Annotated in this window: 20 protein-coding genes, 1 pseudogene and 1 riboswitch; of the genes and pseudogenes, 1 reads left to right on the forward strand and 20 read right to left on the reverse strand. The window is 31.9% G+C overall.

Going from position 1 to position 20,555, the window contains the following annotated elements:
* Positions 1–13: 13 nt before the first annotated feature.
* From RF683_RS08405 to RF683_RS08455, 11 genes are all read right to left on the reverse strand, one after another.
* On the reverse strand, positions 14–1,900 hold the full coding sequence (locus RF683_RS08405) for a DUF3857 domain-containing protein (protein WP_309531855.1): 1,887 nt from the start codon (positions 1,898–1,900) through the stop codon (positions 14–16).
* Entirely contained in the window at positions 1,900–2,352 is a 453-nt protein-coding gene (gene dtd, locus RF683_RS08410) for a D-aminoacyl-tRNA deacylase (protein ID WP_309531856.1), read from the reverse strand. Before dtd ends, RF683_RS08405 begins: the two co-directional genes overlap by 1 nt.
* A gap of 38 nt (positions 2,353–2,390) precedes the next feature.
* Complete coding sequence (rsgA, locus tag RF683_RS08415; RefSeq protein WP_309531857.1) at positions 2,391–3,371, reverse strand: ribosome small subunit-dependent GTPase A; 981 nt, start codon at positions 3,369–3,371, stop codon at positions 2,391–2,393.
* A gap of 105 nt (positions 3,372–3,476) precedes the next feature.
* Entirely contained in the window at positions 3,477–3,995 is a 519-nt protein-coding gene (locus RF683_RS08420) for a hypothetical protein (protein ID WP_309531858.1), read from the reverse strand.
* Between the two features lie 45 nt (positions 3,996–4,040).
* A complete protein-coding gene (locus tag RF683_RS08425; protein WP_309531859.1) occupies positions 4,041–5,111 on the reverse strand; it encodes a bifunctional 3-deoxy-7-phosphoheptulonate synthase/chorismate mutase type II in 1,071 nt (356 codons plus the stop codon).
* Between the two features lie 78 nt (positions 5,112–5,189).
* Complete coding sequence (gene folE, locus RF683_RS08430) at positions 5,190–5,876, reverse strand: GTP cyclohydrolase I FolE (RefSeq protein WP_309531860.1); 687 nt, start codon at positions 5,874–5,876, stop codon at positions 5,190–5,192.
* A gap of 9 nt (positions 5,877–5,885) precedes the next feature.
* Complete coding sequence (locus RF683_RS08435) at positions 5,886–6,569, reverse strand: SDR family NAD(P)-dependent oxidoreductase (protein WP_309531861.1); 684 nt, start codon at positions 6,567–6,569, stop codon at positions 5,886–5,888.
* Positions 6,570–6,582: 13 nt separating this feature from the next.
* Complete coding sequence (locus RF683_RS08440) at positions 6,583–6,876, reverse strand: TIGR03643 family protein (protein WP_309531862.1); 294 nt, start codon at positions 6,874–6,876, stop codon at positions 6,583–6,585.
* Positions 6,854–7,003, reverse strand: a complete 150-nt coding sequence (locus tag RF683_RS08445) for a DUF2256 domain-containing protein (protein WP_408733683.1) — start codon at positions 7,001–7,003, stop codon at positions 6,854–6,856. Before RF683_RS08445 ends, RF683_RS08440 begins: the two co-directional genes overlap by 23 nt.
* Positions 6,984–8,291, reverse strand: a complete 1,308-nt coding sequence (locus RF683_RS08450) for an ABC1 kinase family protein (protein ID WP_309531863.1) — start codon at positions 8,289–8,291, stop codon at positions 6,984–6,986. Before RF683_RS08450 ends, RF683_RS08445 begins: the two co-directional genes overlap by 20 nt.
* A gap of 6 nt (positions 8,292–8,297) precedes the next feature.
* Positions 8,298–8,972, reverse strand: a complete 675-nt coding sequence (locus RF683_RS08455; RefSeq protein ID WP_309531864.1) for a TetR family transcriptional regulator C-terminal domain-containing protein — start codon at positions 8,970–8,972, stop codon at positions 8,298–8,300.
* Positions 8,973–9,091: 119 nt separating this feature from the next.
* Here RF683_RS08455 and RF683_RS08460 point away from each other — a divergent pair.
* A pseudogene (locus tag RF683_RS08460) lies at positions 9,092–9,745 on the forward strand (ATP-binding cassette domain-containing protein); the annotation flags it as partial.
* 46 nt (positions 9,746–9,791) lie between these two features.
* Here the strand turns inward: RF683_RS08460 and RF683_RS08465 are convergent.
* The 9 genes from RF683_RS08465 to RF683_RS08505 form a co-directional block, all read right to left on the reverse strand.
* A complete protein-coding gene (locus RF683_RS08465) occupies positions 9,792–10,526 on the reverse strand; it encodes a head GIN domain-containing protein (RefSeq protein WP_309531865.1) in 735 nt (244 codons plus the stop codon).
* Positions 10,523–11,620 carry an acyloxyacyl hydrolase gene (locus tag RF683_RS08470; RefSeq protein ID WP_309531866.1) on the reverse strand — a complete coding sequence of 366 codons (1,098 nt, stop codon included), beginning with the start codon at positions 11,618–11,620 and terminating at the stop codon, positions 10,523–10,525. The genes RF683_RS08465 and RF683_RS08470 overlap by 4 nt, the downstream gene beginning before the upstream one ends.
* 57 nt (positions 11,621–11,677) lie before the next feature.
* Positions 11,678–12,634 carry a methylenetetrahydrofolate reductase [NAD(P)H] gene (metF, locus tag RF683_RS08475; RefSeq protein ID WP_309531867.1) on the reverse strand — a complete coding sequence of 319 codons (957 nt, stop codon included), beginning with the start codon at positions 12,632–12,634 and terminating at the stop codon, positions 11,678–11,680.
* Positions 12,635–12,714: 80 nt separating this feature from the next.
* A complete protein-coding gene (metH, locus tag RF683_RS08480) occupies positions 12,715–15,423 on the reverse strand; it encodes a methionine synthase (RefSeq protein WP_309531868.1) in 2,709 nt (902 codons plus the stop codon).
* A 2-nt stretch (positions 15,424–15,425) separates the two neighbouring features.
* Positions 15,426–15,779, reverse strand: a complete 354-nt coding sequence (locus RF683_RS08485; protein ID WP_309531869.1) for a four helix bundle protein — start codon at positions 15,777–15,779, stop codon at positions 15,426–15,428.
* 82 nt (positions 15,780–15,861) lie between these two features.
* Positions 15,862–16,839 (reverse strand): homocysteine S-methyltransferase family protein, encoded by a 978-nt coding sequence (locus RF683_RS08490; RefSeq protein WP_309531870.1) that lies wholly within the window; start codon positions 16,837–16,839, stop codon positions 15,862–15,864.
* A 95-nt stretch (positions 16,840–16,934) separates the two neighbouring features.
* Positions 16,935–17,037, reverse strand: a riboswitch (SAM riboswitch).
* A 79-nt stretch (positions 17,038–17,116) separates the two neighbouring features.
* Positions 17,117–18,220: a homoserine dehydrogenase family protein gene (locus RF683_RS08495; protein ID WP_309531871.1), complete on the reverse strand. Its 1,104-nt coding sequence runs from the start codon at positions 18,218–18,220 to the stop codon at positions 17,117–17,119.
* A 4-nt stretch (positions 18,221–18,224) separates the two neighbouring features.
* On the reverse strand, positions 18,225–19,196 hold the full coding sequence (locus RF683_RS08500; protein WP_309531872.1) for an alpha/beta fold hydrolase: 972 nt from the start codon (positions 19,194–19,196) through the stop codon (positions 18,225–18,227).
* A gap of 66 nt (positions 19,197–19,262) precedes the next feature.
* Positions 19,263–20,555, reverse strand: coding sequence for an O-acetylhomoserine aminocarboxypropyltransferase/cysteine synthase family protein (locus RF683_RS08505; RefSeq protein ID WP_309531873.1), 1,293 nt, complete (start codon positions 20,553–20,555; stop codon positions 19,263–19,265).

Consider the following 20,555-nt stretch of genomic DNA (forward strand, 5'->3'; position numbering starts at 1 on the left):
ATAAAAATTTATTCTAATTTATTTTTTCAATTAAAAGTTTAATATTATCGTTCTTAGAAATTGTTTCTCGGAATTTTCTATAATTTTCAAATTCTTCTTTAGGGTACTTACCATCAACAATTTTTAATATGCGTCTAAATAAGATTACATCTTGTCCTTTCTTTATTTCTAAACTATAGATTCCGTATTTTTCTTTTATTTCAATTTTTTCAGGAATTGTTTTAATTGTATATCCACTTGGAATTTTAATTGAAATTTCATCTATGTCTAAAAAACCATATTTAATTGAAAAGGAAAATTTTCTGTTTCTATATTTAGATAAATTTAATTCGCTTTTATTTAAAACATTTAACGGCAAAATAATATTATTATTTTCATAAGTGAAATAATTTGATGCTTTTAGTGTGATTTTTTCAGAAAAAGAAATGTTTGTTTTATCATTTATAAGTTTAATATCGGATACTAACAAATTATTTAAATGTCCATATCGTTCTTGGTAAGTTTCAATGATTTCTTTTTTATCTTCATTTTCAAAACCATTTAAATGGCTATATTGAATATTTTTTGAATCTATAGAAACCGTTCCTTGAATACTCTTGTCAGAATTTAGCGAAAAAATTGCTTTCGTGTATTGTGTGTTTTCGTCACATATATATTTAGTTGTTCTTACTATTTCTGCACCATCTGATTTTAAAATTAAAGCATTTCTATCTGATGTAAAAGACCCTAAGTAGCCAAAAGGATCGGTTTGGCTTGTACATTCTAAAAAAATCATTTGTCCCTCATAAGGCACAGAAAGTATCATGTGATTTCCTTGAAAACCAACAATATCCGGATTTATATCTTTCTTCTCTCCACCATATATCACTGTACAATAAGACTCAATACCAATACTTTTTAAAATAGCTCTAGTATAATTTGACAAAGCTTTACAATCTCCATATCCATATTTTTCAACAGCTTCTATGGGCATAGGTTTCCATCCACCCACACCCACTTGTACACTAACATATCTTGTATTATCTTGTACAAACTTGTATACTTTTTTTATTTTATCAATTTTTGAATCATTCGGAAGAATTAATGAGTTAATTTTATTTTTTGTTTGTTCCGAAACTGTGCTATTATCTTTTAAAAAATTTTCGTAAAAATCAATCCCGTAGGTTTTCCAACTTTGAAAGTTAAACGTATATCCTTCAACAGCGGCATTATTTTGCAAAAGTTTCACATAAGGTATTTCATCTGCATAATTTGCTAATTGTTCTTCTTTAAATGCTAATACATTTTTACATATATATTTTACATTGTTTGCGATTTCTTGCTTTTCTATAGGGAAAAAAGAAAAATTTATTTCAGAAAATTTAATTGCATTACTTGTTTCATTTTTTACGATAAATTCTGACAATAACACACTCTCATTAGAATTAGACAAAGGGTACCACGGTCTAAGAATAGCGCCATTTGAAGATTCTATCTCAGATTCATAATCAATAATGAAAGGATAATTCAAGGGAGTGTATTCTAAATACAAAACTCTATTATCAGAAAAAATAGAAACTCCATCAACTAAACTATGATCTTTAAATTCTGATTTTTTAATTTCTTTAATCACATTTCCAGACATTCCTACAACAGAAGCTTTGCAAGTTTTAATTTTATTAAATTTATCATAATGCTCAGAAAAATCATTGGACTTATACCCACTTTCATTTAAAAATAAAATTCTCTTTTTTGTTGTATAAATAACTTTATCACTAGCTTTAATTTCCATTTCAAAGGATTCGCGAAGTACAATTGAATTGGCATTTTCTTTGAGTTTTTCATCAAAATTTACGACCTGGTTTGATTGAGAACAAACAATATTTGTAAAAATTACAAATAGATAAAAATATTTTTTCATCATTCTTTATTTTTTGAATCTATAATAATAGTAACAGGTCCATCATTTACTAAAGCTACTTTCATATCAGCGCCAAATTGTCCAGTTTGAACTTTATGCCCCAATTCTTGTTCTAGTTTCAGAACAAATTGTTCGTATAAAGGAACTGAAACTTCTGGTTTTGATGCTTTTATATAAGATGGTCTATTCCCTTTTTTGGTTAATGCATGTAACGTAAATTGACTCACGGCTATAATATCTCCCAATATATCTTTAACAGAGAGGTTCATCACATTATTTGAATCAGAAAAAATTCTAAGATTAACTATTTTAGATGTTAGCCAATTGATATCTTCTATAGTATCTTTATCTTCAATACCAACAAGCACAACTAATCCTTGTTGAATTTGTGCCACAACTTGATTAGCTATTGTAACGGAAGCTTCCGTAACACGTTGAATTACTACTTTCATGAGTTAACCACAATTAGATAAATGAAACAACCTACAAATTAACTTTTTCTAGTTTCGTCACTTGCTTTTCTATCGGCATCATAGGTGTCTGCTCTATAATGCTCTTCATCTCCTTCCAGAATTTTTAGATAACTCTGATATCTCGACCAAGCTATTTCATCATTTTCAAGGGCTTTTTTTACCGCACAATTCGGTTCATCTTTATGCAAACAATTATTGAACTTACACTGTTCTTTTAGCTCAAAAAACTCTGGAAAATAATCCCCTACTTCTTGTGCTTCCATATCAACAATACCAAAGCCTCGTATTCCTGGTGTATCAATAATTTTGGCACCAAAATCTAAATCAAACATTTCAGCAAATGTAGTAGTATGCTGTCCTTGCGCATGCGAATCTGAAATTTCCTTTGTTTTTAAGTTTAATGCTGGATCTAATATATTTACTAATGTAGATTTTCCGACTCCTGAATGCCCAGAAAACATACATACTTTATCTTTCATCATTGCTTTTAACTCTTCTATTCCATGCTGTGCTTTTGCTGATACACGCAAGCAGGTATAGCCTATAGTAGAATAAATATAGTGTAAAAACAATTGTTCGTCTGCTACTTCATCAGTAAATGTATCTATTTTATTAAAAATTAAAACTGCTTCTATACCATACGCTTCTGCAGTAACTAAAAACCTGTCAATAAAACTAGTTGTAGTAACAGGATTATTGATGGTAATTATTAGAAATACCACATCAATATTAGAGGCAATAATATGCGTTTGTTTAGACAAATTAACTGACTTTCTTACGATATAGTTTTTTCTATCATGTATGGTATGTATTTGCCCTAACTTCTCATCTGTAGTGGTATCTAGATCAAAGTCTACAATATCTCCTACCGCTATTGGATTAGTGCTTTTTATTCCTTTTATCCGAAACTTTCCTTTAATGCGGCAAGCCACAAAATCATTCTGTTCCGTTTTAACGGTATACCAACTTCCAGTAGATTTATATACAATTCCTGTCATGAATAGTTAAAAAATTGAGGCATAATCAACAAATATACTATTTCTAGTGGAATAGAAATAAAAAAAGCTACTTAAAAGTAGCTTTAAATATAAGATAAAGGTTGATTAATATTTATAACCAACACCTTTTTTTATAACTTGTGAGCCTCCTAATTGATTAGAATTTGCTCCAACAGTTGCTTTGTCAGCAGTTAAAAGAATAAAGGGACAACCTAATTTTGCTGCCTCCATTTTTAACTTTTTCTCGGCTTTTTTATCACCTGTATTTCCTGTTTGAAAATTAATTAATCCCGTTTTACCTCTAACCTCTTCTCCTTTTTTCAATCCAGCTATGTAGGCTTTATCTTCTAATATTACTACTTTTTCCCAATCATCTTCTCCATTTATTGTAATTTTTTCTGTAACTTCTTCAGTTCTTCCACTTTTTCCATATACAATTTTTTCAATAGCATACTTACCTACTACATTTTCTGCATCTTCATTAAGATACTTGAACGTTATGGTATATTCATCTAATCGAACAACGGTGCCCTCTACAGTTTCTCCATTGTGCTTATAAATTTTGTCATTTTGTCCTGAAACAAAATTAATGACTAATAAAAAGATAAAAATTAGTTTTTTCATGCTTAATAATTTAAGAGTTAAGTCATGCAATATTACAAAACATATTTAATTTTTGAAAACTTTTTCTTGATGCACAATGCTTTCCTGATGAATAGCTTTGAACAACCGTAAGATAAATTCTTCACTTAACCCTTTACCTTCTCCTTCTGCTATCATTCTGCGAAGGACTTCATTCCATCTATTTGACTGTAGTACGGCTACATTCTTTTCTTTTTTCACTTGACCAATGGCATCTGCAATTTGCATCCTATTTGCTAAAATAGTAATTAATTTTGAATCTAATTCATCAATTTGTGTACGGAGATTCGTTAGCTGTGAATTAAAATCAGTTGTTTCATCAAAAACTTTTCTAACTTTTAAATCTACAAACAGCTGTTTTAATACCTCCGGAGTTATTTGTTGAGCCGCATCACTCCATGCGGCATCAGGATTACAATGTGTTTCAATCATTAACCCGTCATAATTTAAATCTAAGGCTTGTTGAGATACTTCTTGAATCATATTTCTTTTTCCAGTAATATGTGACGGATCACAAATCAATGGTAAATCTGGAAATTTGCTATGTAACTCAATAGGGATTTGCCATTCTGGGTTGTTTCTGTATTTTGTTTTTTCATACGTGGAAAACCCTCTGTGAATAACTCCTATTTTTTTGATTTCTGCCTTTTGTAATCGTTCAACGCCTCCTATCCATAAGGATAAATCAGGGTTTACAGGATTTTTTAATAGCACAATTTTGTCTGTATTTTGAAGCACCTCTGCAATCTCTTGAACGGCAAACGGATTTACTGTGGTTCTTGCACCAATCCAAAGCACATCAATATCATACTGCAAAGCCAATTTTACATGGTGGGCATTAGCTACCTCAACTGCCAGTAACAATCCTGTTTCTTCTTTCGCTTTTTGTAACCACTTTAGACCTATTTCACCTACCCCTTCAAATCCACCAGGGCGCGTTCGTGGTTTCCAAATACCTGCACGAAAAATAGATACGTCTGAATTTTTCAATGCATGTGCTATTGCAAGCACTTGCTCCTCGGTTTCCGCACTACAAGGTCCCGCGATAACAAGTGGATGTGATAATTGAAAATCATCTAACCAGTTTTTAGTTGCCATATCTCAAATAAAAAATCCCGAAAAGTCGGGATTAAACTTTTAAATATTTCTAAAATTTAATAACCAAAGATAAAAAAATTAATTTTTAATTAATTGCAACAACTCATTTACTTTATCTGACTTTTGAAAAACACCTCCAAAATAATTTGTTACTGTGGCAGAGGCATCGTCTTTTATTCCTCGTGATGATACACACAAATGTTTTGCATCAACAATAACAGCAATATCTTCGGTCTGAAGAATTTCTTGTAATTCCAATGCAATTTGCATGGTTAAACGTTCTTGAACTTGAGGTCTTTGGGCGAAATACTGTACAATTCTATTAATTTTAGACAATCCAATAACTTTTCCTTTAGAAACATAAGCAACATGTATTTTACCATATATTGGAACAAAATGATGTTCACAATTCGAATAAAAAGTTATGTTTTTCTCTACGAGCATTTGGTTATATTGGTATTTATTATCAAAAAGGGCCACTTTTGGTTTATTAGCAGGATTTAACCCGCAAAAAATTTCATCTACATACATTTTTGCCACACGTTGCGGCGTACCTTTAAGAGAGTCATCTGTTAAATCTAGCCCTAAAACTTCCATAATTTCAGTGAAATGAAAAGCAATTTTTTCTTTTTTCTCATGGTCTGTCATCTTAAACGCATCAGCCTTCATTGGAGTTTCAACAGTAGTAAACAAATGATTATCACCTATTTCATCGACTGAAAATGCAACTAATGTGGCTTTATCTATTTTTGGATTTTTTGTCATAGCTTTAAATTAATTACTGATAGAAATTAGTCCGTTATCTTGAATAAATATTTGACCTGTAATGCCGTTGGAATCTTCCCCTAATAAAAATACAGCTGTTTTGGCAACATCTATTGGCTGTAATATTCGTTTTAAAGGGTGTTTAGCAATCATATTTTCTTTAATAGAATCGCTTCTTAAAATTCCTGCAGCTAATGGCGTATCTGTTATTGAAGGAGCAATTGCATTTACTCTAATTTTTGGTGCAAATTCGGCTGCTAAACTTTTTACTAATCCGTCAACAGCTCCTTTCGCAGCTGCAATGCTTGCATGAAAAGGCATGCCTTGTTGAGCAGCAACAGAACTAAACAAAACAACACTTGCTTGATCTACATTCTTTAATTGAGCGACATAAGACTGAATTACTCTGACTGCTCCCATCACATTTACTTGCCAGTCATTTTCAAAATCTTTAGTACTTAATCTATTAAATGGTTTTAGATTAATTGTTCCTACACCATAAACTATTCCATCTAACGTTTCTAATGTTGGCAAGTCATCTGTCAAAACATTTAACGGAAAATGCGTTCCGTTATACTCAAAATCTGGTGCCGTTCTGGAAATAAGATAACAATAATGTCCTTTTTCTGTGAGCAATTTTACTATTTCTTTAGAAATACCTTTACTTCCTCCAATAATTAAATATTTTTTCATTTGTGCTAGTTTGTTATCTTTTTGAAATTTTATTGCCTGTTATTTGTCGTTGTAATGCACACTTAAATCGGGAAATTTCTGGATTACGTTTGTGCAAATGTTTTTGACTTACTCCTGAATTTACTCGTTTTCGCCATAAATTAAATGAAGAGCGTTTTAATACTTTTCGCATCAATTGAATGACTTCTTTTTCTGCCAAATCAAATTGGTATTCAATAGCTTCAAAAGGGGTTCTGTCTTCCCAAGCCATTTCTACAATTCTGTCAATTTGAATTAGACTTAATTTATTTATTTTTTCTGCAAGCATGACTACAATATTTTAGTTCGTCCCAATTTTTTTTCCATTTTTTTCGCCATGAAAACGGCTTTTCACACGTAATACAAATTTTGCTAGGCAAATACGATTTATTTCCTTTATGCGAGATATTTTTCAAAATCGTTAATCTTTATTTTGGCTTTGATATCAAACATTAAATTGTATAAACCAAAAAAGGTTCTATTAACATAAATAAAGTGTTTAGATCCTCTATTGCCATTCATTTTTCTTAATTGCTTATCATTAGCGAATTTTTCGCTCAATGAGGCTATTTTTCCAAAAAAAATCGGATCAGAAAAATCAAATTCTTTTTTATGAATAGGTTCGGTAAACACTGTCAATAATTCATGAAACATTTGAGTGAAAAATTCAGTTTCCTTTGTGGAATCTGTTGGTTTTAATATTTCTAATTCTACTAATTTTTCTTTGAAATACACATTATTTGTTAGTGATGCTGGTGTAGAAACTTCAAAATAAGGCGTATAAAAAGAATCGGGAATTTCTTTCATACAACCAAAATCAATCGCAATTAGATTAGCCTCTTTATCAACTAAAAAATTACCTGGATGTGGATCGGCATGAAATTTTTTTAATTTATGTATTTGAAACATGTAAAAATTCCAAAGTGTTTGACCTACTTTATCGCGTTTTTCTTGCGTTACTTCAGATTTACAAAATTCCGATAAATGAACGCCATTCATCCAATCCATTGTAATAATTTTATCTGATGAGTATTCTGGATAATACGTTGGAAATTTTAAATTTTCGATTACTGCACATGCTTTTCTTACACCTTCACTCTGTTGTAATTCTAATTTATAATCTGTTTCTTCCGTTAACTTATCTTCTACTTCTTGAAAATACTCATCGGAAGTGCCTTGTAAATTGAACATTCTAACAGCAATTGGCTTTACTAAAGCGATATCCGTACTGATACTTTCTCTAATTCCTGGATACTGAATTTTAACTGCAAGTTGTTTATCTTTAATTTTTGCTCTATGAACCTGACCAATACTTGCAGCATTGATTGAATCAACCGAAAATTCTTCAAATATTTCTTCAGGATATTTCTTAAAATAAGTTTTAAATGTTTTACGCACCAAAGGGGCGGATAATGGCGGAACAGAAAATTGTGACAAAGAAAATTTTTCTACATACGATTGAGGCAATAGATTTTTTTCCATGCTTAACATTTGCGCTACTTTTAACGCACTTCCTTTTAATTCTTTTAATCCATCATAAATATCCGAAGCATTGTTTTCATGGAGTTTATCCTTTGTTAAATTAGGATTAACTGCTTTTTCACCATAATATTTTAAATAATTCCCACCTACTTTTACTCCCGTTGTAACTAATTTAGCTACACGTCCCATTTTATTGGTTGGAATTGAATCTATTTTTTTCACGAGAAATTATTTATTTGAATTAAATGAGCCAAATTTTTCTTTCCATAGAAATTTTCCGAAATCTAAAATACTTTCAACAGGTACATTATAAACCACATCAAAACTAGCCTTAACAGATTTTTCTATAAACACATCTGTTTTTTCAAAATTAGGAGAAGAATCATCTATCCAATATTTTAAGATTGATAAAAACTGCAACCAAGCTCCTTCGTGCACTACTCGATTTTGAATGGTTGTAATTTTTTGATTTTCAATTTTATAAGGTGTATCAAGGACTGTTTTTATATAGTCTAGAAAATCTTTTCGCAGCTGTTTTAATTGTGTTAAATTTTTGAGCGGAAAAGTTTCTTGTGTCAATAAATGAGTTACAAAACTTCTGTTTGCTGTAGCTACTTCAAAAAAAGTAAAGTAAAAACAAGACAACTTTTGAGAAGCATTATAAACTGCATAATCGGGCGAATTAACTACTAGTTCTTTTGTATAGTGAAACATGTTAGAAAAAAAGTTTTCTTCCAATGCTTCAAATGAGGCAAAAAAAGTATAAAAGTCTGATTCTTCAAAACCATTATTTTTTGAAAATTCATAAACAGAATGTGGTTTCTTACCATTTGTAAGTACATAATCGGTATAAAAAGAAACTATTTTTTCTTGGTCAAGGGGTTGTATTTTATTCTTTGCCATCACAGTTATTTTTTTTGTTTAACAAATTTACAAAATATTTAAACAAAAAATCATTTTTTTACTTTTTTTATTCTATGGTGCTATAACTTTATTTTATTATTTTTGCTAAAAACTATTTAATGTCAATAGCAGTAAAAAATATCACAAAAACATATGGCAAACAAATTGCTTTGGATGCTATCTCTTTTTCTATAAAAAAAGGAGAAATTGTTGGTTTTTTAGGTCCAAATGGTGCGGGAAAATCTACTTTAATGAAAATATTGACTACTTATTTAACTGCAGATGAAGGTGAAGCTTCTGTAAATGGTTTTGACGTAGCTACACAAGCTATACAAGTACAGCAGTCTGTTGGTTATTTACCCGAACACAATCCGCTTTATCTTGATTTATATGTTAGAGAGTATTTAGCATTTAATGCTGATTTACATCATGTTTCAAAAAGTAAAATTGATGAAGTAATTCAGTTGACAGGTCTAAGTCCAGAATGTCATAAAAAAATAGGACAATTATCAAAAGGGTATCGTCAGCGTGTAGGACTAGCAACCGCCTTACTTCATAATCCAGATGTATTAATTTTAGATGAACCAACAACAGGTTTAGATCCAAATCAATTGGTTGAAATAAGAGAGTTAATCAAAAACATTGGGAAAGACAAAACGGTTTTTTTGTCCACACACATCATGCAAGAAGTAGAGGCAATTTGTGATAGAATTATTATAATTCATCACGGAAAAATTGTGGAAGATGCATCATTGAAAGTTTTAGGTAAAAACCTAGAAAAAATTTTCAGAGAAAAAACACAATAACAGAACTTGCGCATTAATTCAAAATCAAATATCCCGAAAAAAGTTGATTAATATCTATAACAGGTGGATTATTCTTTAATATAATATTTCCCGTACTATATATTGTTCCTCTAATACTTTCAATAGGTTTTACAATCATGTCATTTGAGCCTCTTTGAAATACTTTTATATGCTGCACTTCAAAATTTTCACCATAAAATCTTCCGTTTCCAAAATAAAAATTCAATAACATTTCATCTGAATGACCCGAAATATAAAAATTAGAAATGTGATTACTTTCTATGACCGTTTGTGAATTATGAATAGTAAAATAAAAATCACCCGTACCAGATTCTCCATTAGCATCAATAGAAAACAACCGCAAAGTCGGGAATGTTAATACTCCATCTGAACTAATATTTTGTTCCGTTTTACTATGAATTTCGACAATATTAGGTGCAGTTACATAGACTTTTGCAGCCTCATAATCTCTAGTCCAGTTACAACTTGACACATCTTTAAGTACTAAAAAATCATTTTCTTTTGACACCTCAATATTAGACATAATATTTTCACCCGATTCTACCTTTACTTCAAACAAATTTCCTTGCTTAACCACCAAAGCAATTCCTGAGTGAATTTTAATTTTATCAAACCCTTCTACTTCAATAATTTTAGTTTTGACGGCTCCTTTATTCTTAAAACAATCCTCTGAAATGCCACAACTACTAATTAATGACATGAAAAATAATACTACTAATTTTTTCATAATCTAGCCCCTACTGTAAATTCTATTGCTTCCGCTCTCCCACCATGAGTTTTTAAACCAAATCCAGTAAACAAACTCTTTGTTAAATAATATTTCATAGCTAATCTTTGGTAAACAGAAACTTCATATTTAAAAGGTTTATATATATAATATCCTAATTGTGTTTCTATAGAAAGTTTATTAATAAATAATTCATGTCCAACAAATAAACCCACTCGTTTATAATCTACATTCGGATCTATTGGTTCTTTATCTGGAAATGCAACGGCGGTATATTTAATATAATTTTTCAAATAGTTAGAAAAAAACACATCTGTTCCTAATTGTAAAGCACTTTTTCTCCCTATTCTTTTATCTACATATAATCCAACATGGAAAAATTCACGTTGTCCTAAACCTACCACGGGTCCTTCAGAAATTCCTGTTCTAAAAGCAATATTATACTTTATATGCTCTTTATAAAATTTGGTAGAATCAGGAACAGTGTCTATTTTTTTTATGTATTGTTTTTCAAAATTATAATTTAAACCTAACGTAAGCGCATAAGTATTTAAGCCGCTATTAGGCGCTTTAAATCTTCCATTAGAAAAATGGGTAAACAAAAAGCCAGCCTGAAATCCAACGGGTCCTAAAATATTTTGTTTTTGGTATTGCAATAAGAAATAATTATTATCTAAAATCTTCGTCCCAAATGCATTATTTTTATTATTTTTTTCCTTATTATAAGGATTTGTAGTCATTGCGATTCCTTGAGAAATACGAAATAAAAGTTGCCGCTTAAAAAAATAAAAATTGTAGTGTAACCCTATTGCAAAATTCTTACCTAAAATTGGATTTTTAAAATCAATGCTTTGTAAGGAAAGTCCATAATCAGGATAATTATATGCACGATGCCATTCTTTTGAACCATTTGTTTTTTTATTTACACTAAATAAAAACCCATCAGGATGACCAACAATTAAATGACTAATGTCTGAAGTATGTTTATAGATATTACCTCTAAAAAATTGAAAATCTAAGTAATAGCCTTCCCCTTTATTCTGAGAAAAAGCACAAAAAAAATGTACCGAGAATAGTAAAATATATTTTTTCATATCCAATAGTCACAAATATATAGATATTTAAGACAAATCTTACTATTCGTTTTAAAATTAAAATATTTCTTTAGCAATTGCTTTAATATTATCCGCTTTACCCATAGAATAATAATGTATTACCGGTATACCTGCCGCTACAAGTTCTTTACTTTGTTGGACGCACCACTCAATACCTATTTGTTTCACAGCTTCATTATCTTTAGCTTTTACAACTTCCATAATTAAGGCATCGGGTAATTCAATACTAAAACGGTGTGGAATTAAATTTAATTGTTTTTTTGTGGCTATTGGTTTCAATCCTGGTATAATAGGAACGGTGATCCCTGCAGCTCTACATTTTGTAACGAAATCAAAAAATTTTTGATTGTCAAAAAACATTTGCGTGATGATATAATCGGCTCCGTTTTTGATCTTTTGTTTTAAAAAATGAATATCACTATCTAAACTTGGTGCTTCAAGATGTTTTTCAGGGTAACCGGCTACTCCAATACAAAAATCAGTTTTAGAAGAATTTTGCAAGTCTGCATCTAAATAGATTCCGTTATTTAAATTATGTATTTGGGATACCAATTCAGATGCAAAAGCGTGACCTTCTTTTTCAGGTTTAAAATAAATTTCACTTTTTACAGCATCGCCTCTGAGCGCCACAACATTATCAATACCTAGAAAATCTAAATCGATCAACAAATTTTCCGTATCTTCTTTTGTAAATCCACCACATAATATATGCGGAATAGCATCTACATTGTATTTATTTTGAATTCCTGCACAAATCCCTACTGTACCAGGACGCTTTTTTACAATTTTCTTTTGTAATAATCCGTTCTCTAATTCCTTAAATTCATATTCCTCCCGGTGATACGTGACATCAATAAATGGAGGTTTAAATTCCATTAACGGATCAATACTATCAAAAATAGATTGGATATTTTGACCTTTTAAAGGAGGTAAAATTTCGAAGGAAAATAATGGCTTTCCATTAGCGTTTTGTATGTGTTCTGTTACTTTCATGTTTATGTTTTAAAGTCGAAAGTCGAAAGTCACAAGAAAATTATTTTAAGACTTTATGACATTTGACATTATGACTATTTTTAATCTGCACTATTTGGAGCCAACCATTTTTCGGCTTGTTCCAAACTAATATTTCTTCTTTTGGCGTAATCTTCAATTTGGTCTTTTTTAATTTTCCCCAAACCAAAATATTTACTTTCTGGATGAGCAAAATAATAGCCTGACACGGACGAAGCAGGCCACATGGCCATACTTTCAGTAAGCTTCACTCCTATTACGTTTTCTACATCTAATAAATGCCACAATGTGGCTTTTTCTAAATGGTCAGGACAGGCTGGATAACCCGGTGCTGGACGAATTCCTTTATATTTTTCAGCAATCAAATCTTGATTTGATAAATTTTCATCCGAAGCATAGCCCCAAATTTCTTTACGAACTTGTAAGTGCAAATATTCAGCAAAGGCTTCCGCCAAACGATCGCCTAGGGCTTTGACCAAAATCGAATTGTAATCGTCCAACTCTTTTTCAAATGCTTTGGCTTTTTCTTCTACTCCAAAACCGGTGGTAACACAAAAACACCCCATATAATCTTGTACTCCTGAATCTTTTGGCGCAATAAAATCAGCTAACGCAATATTAGGCGCTCCAGCTGTTTTTTGAGATTGTTGACGCAAGGTTAGAAACTTGGTTGTTGGTTGTTGGTTGTTGGTTGTTTGACTGATTTCTATATCATCGTCGTTGATGGTATTGGCAGGAAAAATTCCTAAAACACCTTTGGCAGTTAACCAATTTTCATTGATTAATTGTGTCAACATTTTTTGCGCATCGGCAAATAAAGACGTAGCTTGTTCTCCTACCACCTCATCGGTTAAAATAGCTGGATATTTTCCGTACAATTCCCAAGAATTGAAAAACGGTGTCCAATCAATATAATCGACTAAATCAGCAATGGCAACATCAACGGTTTTGGTTCCAATGAAATTAGGTTTTGTTGGTGTGTATTTGCTCCAATCTAATTGTAATTTATTGGCTCTTGCCTGTTCAATCGTTAAGAAATTTTTATCTCTACTACGATTCAAATACCCTTCACGGAGCGCGTCGTATTCGGTGCGAATGTCTTGAGTGTATTTTTCTTTAGTATCCGAATTCAATAAATTTCCGGCAACAGTAACCGCTCTAGAAGCATCATTTACGTGTACTACCGTCGCTTTGTATTGTGGTGCGATTTTCACGGCCGTATGCGCACGAGAAGTCGTTGCCCCGCCAATCATAATTGGAATTTGAACATTGATTTTATCTAATTCTTTAGCCAAATACACCATTTCGTCAAGCGAAGGCGTAATCAGCCCACTTAATCCGATAATATCTACATTATGCTCAATAGCTGCCGCAATAATTTTTTCTGGCGCTACCATCACGCCTAAATCGACTATTTCGTAATTGTTACAAGCCAAAACAACGGAAACAATATTTTTTCCAATATCGTGAACGTCTCCTTTTACAGTAGCCATCAAGATTTTACCCGCGCTTTGCGAAACACCATCTTTTTCAGCTTCAATAAAAGGCAATAAATACGCCACTGCTTTTTTCATTACACGTGCCGATTTTACTACCTGTGGCAAGAACATTTTTCCGCTTCCGAATAAATCTCCTACTACATTCATTCCTGCCATCAAATTAATTTCAATGACCTCAATAGGTTTTGAAGCTGCTTGTCTTGCTTCTTCTACATCTATTTCTATAAATTCGTCAATTCCTTTTACTAATGAATGCGTTAATCGTTCTTGTATTGTTCCAGAACGCCACTCAGCAATCGCTTTTTCATTGGCCTTGAAATCTCCTTTGAAACTTTCGGCTAAATCCAATAAACGTTCTGTAGCATCTTCTCTTCTGTTCAACAAAACGTCTTCTACGTGTTCTAACAAAACAGGATCAATTTCGTCGTAAATCTCTAACATTTCAGGATTTACGATACCCATTGTCATTCCGTTTTGAATCGCGTGGTATAAAAATGCGGAGTGCATTGCCTCACGCACTTTGTCATTTCCTCTAAACGAAAAAGAAACATTACTTACTCCTCCCGAAATATGGGCATATGGCAAGTTTTCTCTAATCCATTTGGTCGCACGGAAAAAGTCCAAAGCATTCAATTTATGCTCTTCCATTCCGGTTGCCACTGGAAAAATATTCGGGTCGAAAATAATGTCTTGAGCAGGAAAACCTACTTTATCAACTAATACATCGTAACTTCTTTTGCAAATTTCGATACGTCTCTCGTAGGTATCGGCTTGACCATTTTCGTCAAATGCCATTACGATTACAGCAGCTCCGTAACGCTTGATTTTTTTGGCGTATTCAATGAATTTTTCTTCTCCTTCTTTTAACGAAATAGAATTCACTACCCCTTTTCCTTGAATTACTTTCAATCCCGCTTCGATGATTTCCCATTTCGAGCTATCAATCATTACGGGAACACGAGAAATATCGGGTTCGGCAGCAATTAAGTTTAAGAATTTGGTCATGGCATAAGCCCCGTCCAACATTCCCTCATCCATATTGACATCGATGATTTGTGCACCACCTTCCACCTGATTTCTGGCAATATCTAAAGCTTCTTCGTATTTTTCTTCTTTAATTAATCGAAGGAATTTTCTGGAACCGGTTACATTCGTTCGTTCCCCCACATTCACAAAATTAGTTTCTGGGGTAATAATTAATGGCTCTAGACCGGACAACTTTAAATAGTTGTTGGTTGTTGGTTGTTGGTTGTTGGTAATATCAATACCCATAATTATATTTTTTTGTAATAATTGATAAATCCATTTAACAATTTCTTACTTGTTTGAATTTGATTTAGAATAATAGTAAAATTATTTTCATCAATATATTTTTGATCCAATGCTAAATAACATTGTGTTTCTAACTCATACAAAGAACCTCTTGAAATATGCAAAAAATTAATCGTGTCTTTCGCTGTTTGGCGGCCACAACCTTCTGCTATATTAGACGGAACTGAAACGGCACATCTTCTCATTTGATTCGCCAAACCAAAAATTTCTTCTTTAGGAAAAACTTTAGTAGCATCATAAATCAAATTAGCTAGTTTTCTAGTTTCAACCCAAACATCTAATTTTATATATTCCATCTTTTTTGTTTTTTGTTTTTGGTTGTTCGATTTCAATCTATCAACCAACAACCAACAACCAACAACTATCAACTATCAACCCTTACACTTTCCTCGGTTTAAACTCTCTCGCAACATTAGCAATTGCTTTGATGTGTTCTGGAGTAGTGCCGCAACAACCTCCAATAATATTGATTAAATTATCTTGCAAATACTCTCTAATTAAGGCTTGCATTTCTTCTGGCGTTTGGTCATACTGTCCAAAGGCGTTTGGCAAACCTGCATTAGGATGTGCCGAAATATTCAATTGGGTGTTCATAGACAACCGTTTCAAATACGGTTTCAATTGATCAGCTCCTAAAGCACAATTAAAACCAACGCTCAATAACGGAATGTGTGAAATCGAAATTAAGAAAGCCTCTACCGTTTGACCCGAAAGTGTTCTTCCTGAAGCATCGGTAATGGTACCCGAAACCATTATTGGCATGTCTATTTTGCGTTCTTCTTTTACTTCTTCAATCGCAAAAAGGGCTGCTTTGGCATTCAAGGTATCAAAAATAGTTTCTACTAATAACACATCGCAACCACCATCAATTAAGGCTTCTACTTGTTGCTTGTACGCCACGCTCAAATCGTCAAAAGTAACTGCACGATACCCTGGATCGTTTACATCTGGCGACATGGAAGCTGTTCTATTCGTTGGGCCAATCGAACCTGCTACAAATCGAGGACGGTCTGTAAATTCGTCAGCCACTTCACGCGCAATTTTAGCCGATTGGTAATTCAACTCGTAGACTAAATCTTCCAAATGATAATCGGCCATACCGATAGTCGTTCCAGAAAATGTATTGGTTTCTACAATATCAGCTCCCGCTTGAAAATACAAACGATGTACTTGTTTTACCGCTTCGGGTTGAGTGATAGAAAGTAAATCGTTGTTTCCTTTTAATGGATGTGGAAAATCTTTGAAGCGTTCGCCACGAAAATCTTCTTCAGAGAAATTGTTGCGTTGCAACATGGTTCCCATAGCCCCGTCTAGGACTAAGATTCTTTCTTTTATGGCTTGTTGAATTTTTGACATATCTTTTTATTACACAGAGTTACGCTACATTTTCACAGCGTTTCACAAAGTTTATATTATTAATATGTTATCAAGAAATTGGAAAGAATTTCCTCGGGTTATCTTTTTCGCAAATGCGAATAGAATGTAGCACCTTTCCAAGTATGGAGGTTGCTAAGCTTTCATTGGGTCTATTCCCTCCAGCTTTCGTGATAACTATCATTATGTTTATGAACGGTGCAAATGTAAATAGAATTTTTATAAAATGAAATTTTATCTACATTTTAAATTTATTTTATTAATTACTAGATATTTTTTCTGCAATTTTTATTTTTTCTGCAATTTTTAAAACATCCGCAAGTACGCCTCTAGCTGTAACCTCTCTTCCTGCTCCTGCTCCTTGTATGACTATTGGAATTTCTTGGTACGATTTTGTATAAATTTCAACTAAATTATCTGCCCCTTTTAATTGCCCCAATGGCGTATTCTTTAGCTCAGAAACCAACTTAACTTGACCTTTTTTTCTTTGAACATCTAATTCTCCAACATAACGCAATACATGATTTCTAGATTGGGTTATTTTTGCTATTCGAAAAGGTTCGTCAAAAAATGACTTATTTATTGCATATTCTGCTATAGAATTTCTCTGATTTAAATGAGGTAATAATAATGACTCAACGGTTATATCTTCTAATTCCATTTTTATTTCTAATTCTCGAGCCAAAACTAATAGTTTTCTCGCCACATCGTTTCCAGATAAATCTTCACGAGAATCTGGCTCTGTCAATCCTGATTTTTCTGCTGCAATTAATAATTTGGAAAAAGGTATATCTTCATTTGAAAATCTATTAAAAATATAACTTAATGAACCTGAAAAAACCCCTTTTATTTTAGTAATTTGCTCCCCTGCATAATGTAACTCGTTTATAGTTTGAATAACTGGCAAACCGGCTCCCACATTTGTTTCGTAATTAAAATATTTTCCGTAATTTACTAACGATTCTCGCAAAGATTTATAATATTGATTGGATTGCGTATTTGCCTTTTTATTAGCTGAAACAATATTAAATCCATTTTGAACTAATAAAAAATAATCCTTTGTGATTTCAATACTCGCAGTTGCATCAACTGCAATTAAATTTTCAAGCTGATTTTGCTTAACATATCCTAAAATATCTTCTAACTTATAGGGAACTCCTATGCTACTAAAATCAGACTCCCACTGATTTTTAACACCTTCTTTTTCAAAAAAAGCTATTGTAGAATTTGTAATAATAGGAAATCTCAAATCAATATTCCTTTTTTCTAAAAAAAATTTTTGACTGGCTATCACTTGATTTAACAAGGCGCTACCAACATTACCTATTCCAAAAAGAATGACATTTACTTTTATTATTGACATGTTTTTATTTATTAAAAATTGGGTTTAAAAATTTTTCTAATTGTTTATATTCTATTAGGAAAGCATCATGCCCATGAATAGAATTGATGGTATTTAGTGTTATTCTGTTTGAATAATTCTTCAACCTTTCATGTGTTTTATAATTTTCATCTGGTATAAAAAAATAATCTGAACGAATGGCGATTTGATGAATTTTAAGAAAAGATTTTTCGACTAACGCTAGTAAATCGTTTTCTTCAGTATATTGTCCTATAGTTTTTAATAAATGATTCATAAGCTTATAAGCGGGCAATTGAAACCTTTCTGTTAATTTTTTTCCATGATATTCTAACCATGATTCTATCTCATATATCCCCTTATTATCTCGTTTTTTTCCTTGAAATTTTTGCACTAATGACTGTGGTGTTCTGTAAAACAACATAGCATGTACTCTTGCATTAAATATGGGATTAGTTGAATTATTTAAAATAATATCTTGTGCTAAAACATGACCTATCACCCAATCATTTGCTTTCCAATTTGCCGCAATAGGTATGATATGCTGAATTTGTCTAGGTTTTATAAATGCCATTTCCCAAGCCAACGCACCACCTAAACTTCCGCCTATTACTGCATACAACTGACTTACTTTTAAATATTCTAATGCTTTCCAAAAAAGCATTGCCATATCTTTTGTAGAAAAAATTTTATAGTTTTCAATTAAATTTTCTATCTTTTCATCATACCCATTTCCCGGGATATTAAAAGCTAGTACAGTATATTTTTTTAAATCAATAACTTTATTTTCTCCTATTAAATTATTCCACCAACCGTTACTTCCCGAAACATTTGAATTTCCCGTTAAAGCATGATTTACTACTACTATAGGAGCCATGCCTATAGTGGGGCCAAATACTTGAAACGAAACGTCAATATTTACAAACTGCCCATTTTGTAATAAAAAATTTGAAATTTTTATATATTGTAATACACTCATGGTTTTTTAAAAAAACTGTCCTCAATTAAATTTAATTAACCAAAGACAGCTAAAAACAAATTAAACTTAATTTAAAACCTCTACGGATAATTTTTTGAACACTCCTTGTAAATCGGCCTTTAAATCCTCTATGTTTTCTATACCTACAGACAATCGTATTAAGTCTTTTGTAACGCCCGTGGCTAATTGTTCCTCATCCGTCAACTGCTGATGTGTTGTACTTGCTGGATGAATAATCAATGATTTTGTATCACCAATGTTTGCTAATAATGAAAATAATTGCGTTTCATTAGCCACATGTTTTGCTGCTTCAAAACCTCCTTTTAGGCCAAAAGTTACAATACCACTTTGTCCTTTTGGTAAATAAAAATCAGCTAATATTTTATAGCTAGACGATTGTAAACCAGGATAATTTACCCAAGAAACCTCTTCTTGTTCTTCTAACCATTTTGCTATAGCTAAAGCATTTTCACTATGTTTTTGTATACGTACTTCTAAAGTTTCTAAACCTTGTATAATTTGAAAAGCATTAAAAGGGCTCAACGCTGCCCCAAAATCGCGTAATCCCTCAATACGGACTTTTGCAATAAAAGAAGCGGCACCTAAAACTTCATAATATTTTAATCCGTGATACCCTGCAGAAGGTTCTGTAAATTCGGGAAATTTGCCATTGTCCCATTCAAAATTTCCTGCATCAATAATCACTCCTCCTAGAGAAGTTCCATTACCACCGATATATTTGGTTAAAGAATGAATAACAATATTTGCACCATATTCAATTGGATTTAACAAATAAGGTGTTGCCACTGTATTATCTACAATAAAAGGAACTTTATATTCTTTAGCTCGTGCTGAAATAGCTTTTAAATCTAAAACATCTAATTTTGGATTACCTAAACTTTCTGCAAAAAAAACTCTGGTATTTTCTCGAGAAGCTTCAATAAAATTATCAGGATTTGATGGGTCTACAAATGTTGTAGTAATCCCTAATCTTGGTAACGTAACATTCAATAAATTATATGTTCCACCATATAAACTATTAGAGGCCACTATATGGTCTCCGGCTTTTAATAAAACTAAAAGTGCTGTTGCAATTGCCGATGTTCCAGAAGCAGTTACTACGGCACCTATTCCTCCTTCTAATGCTGCCAAACGCTGTTCCAAAACATCGTTAGTCGGGTTATTTAATCGTGTATAAATAAATCCACTTTCTGACAAACTAAATAAATTAGCTGCATGATCAGAATTTTTAAACACATATGATGTAGTTTGATAGATAGGAACAGCTCTTGTACCAGCGTTTTTTGTAACATCATGTCCTGCGTGCAACGCTTTAGTTGCAAATTTTTGTGTGCTCAT

The organism is Flavobacterium sp. 20NA77.7, assembly GCF_031326205.1.
Classification (GTDB): Bacteria; Bacteroidota; Bacteroidia; order Flavobacteriales; family Flavobacteriaceae; genus Flavobacterium; species Flavobacterium nakdongensis.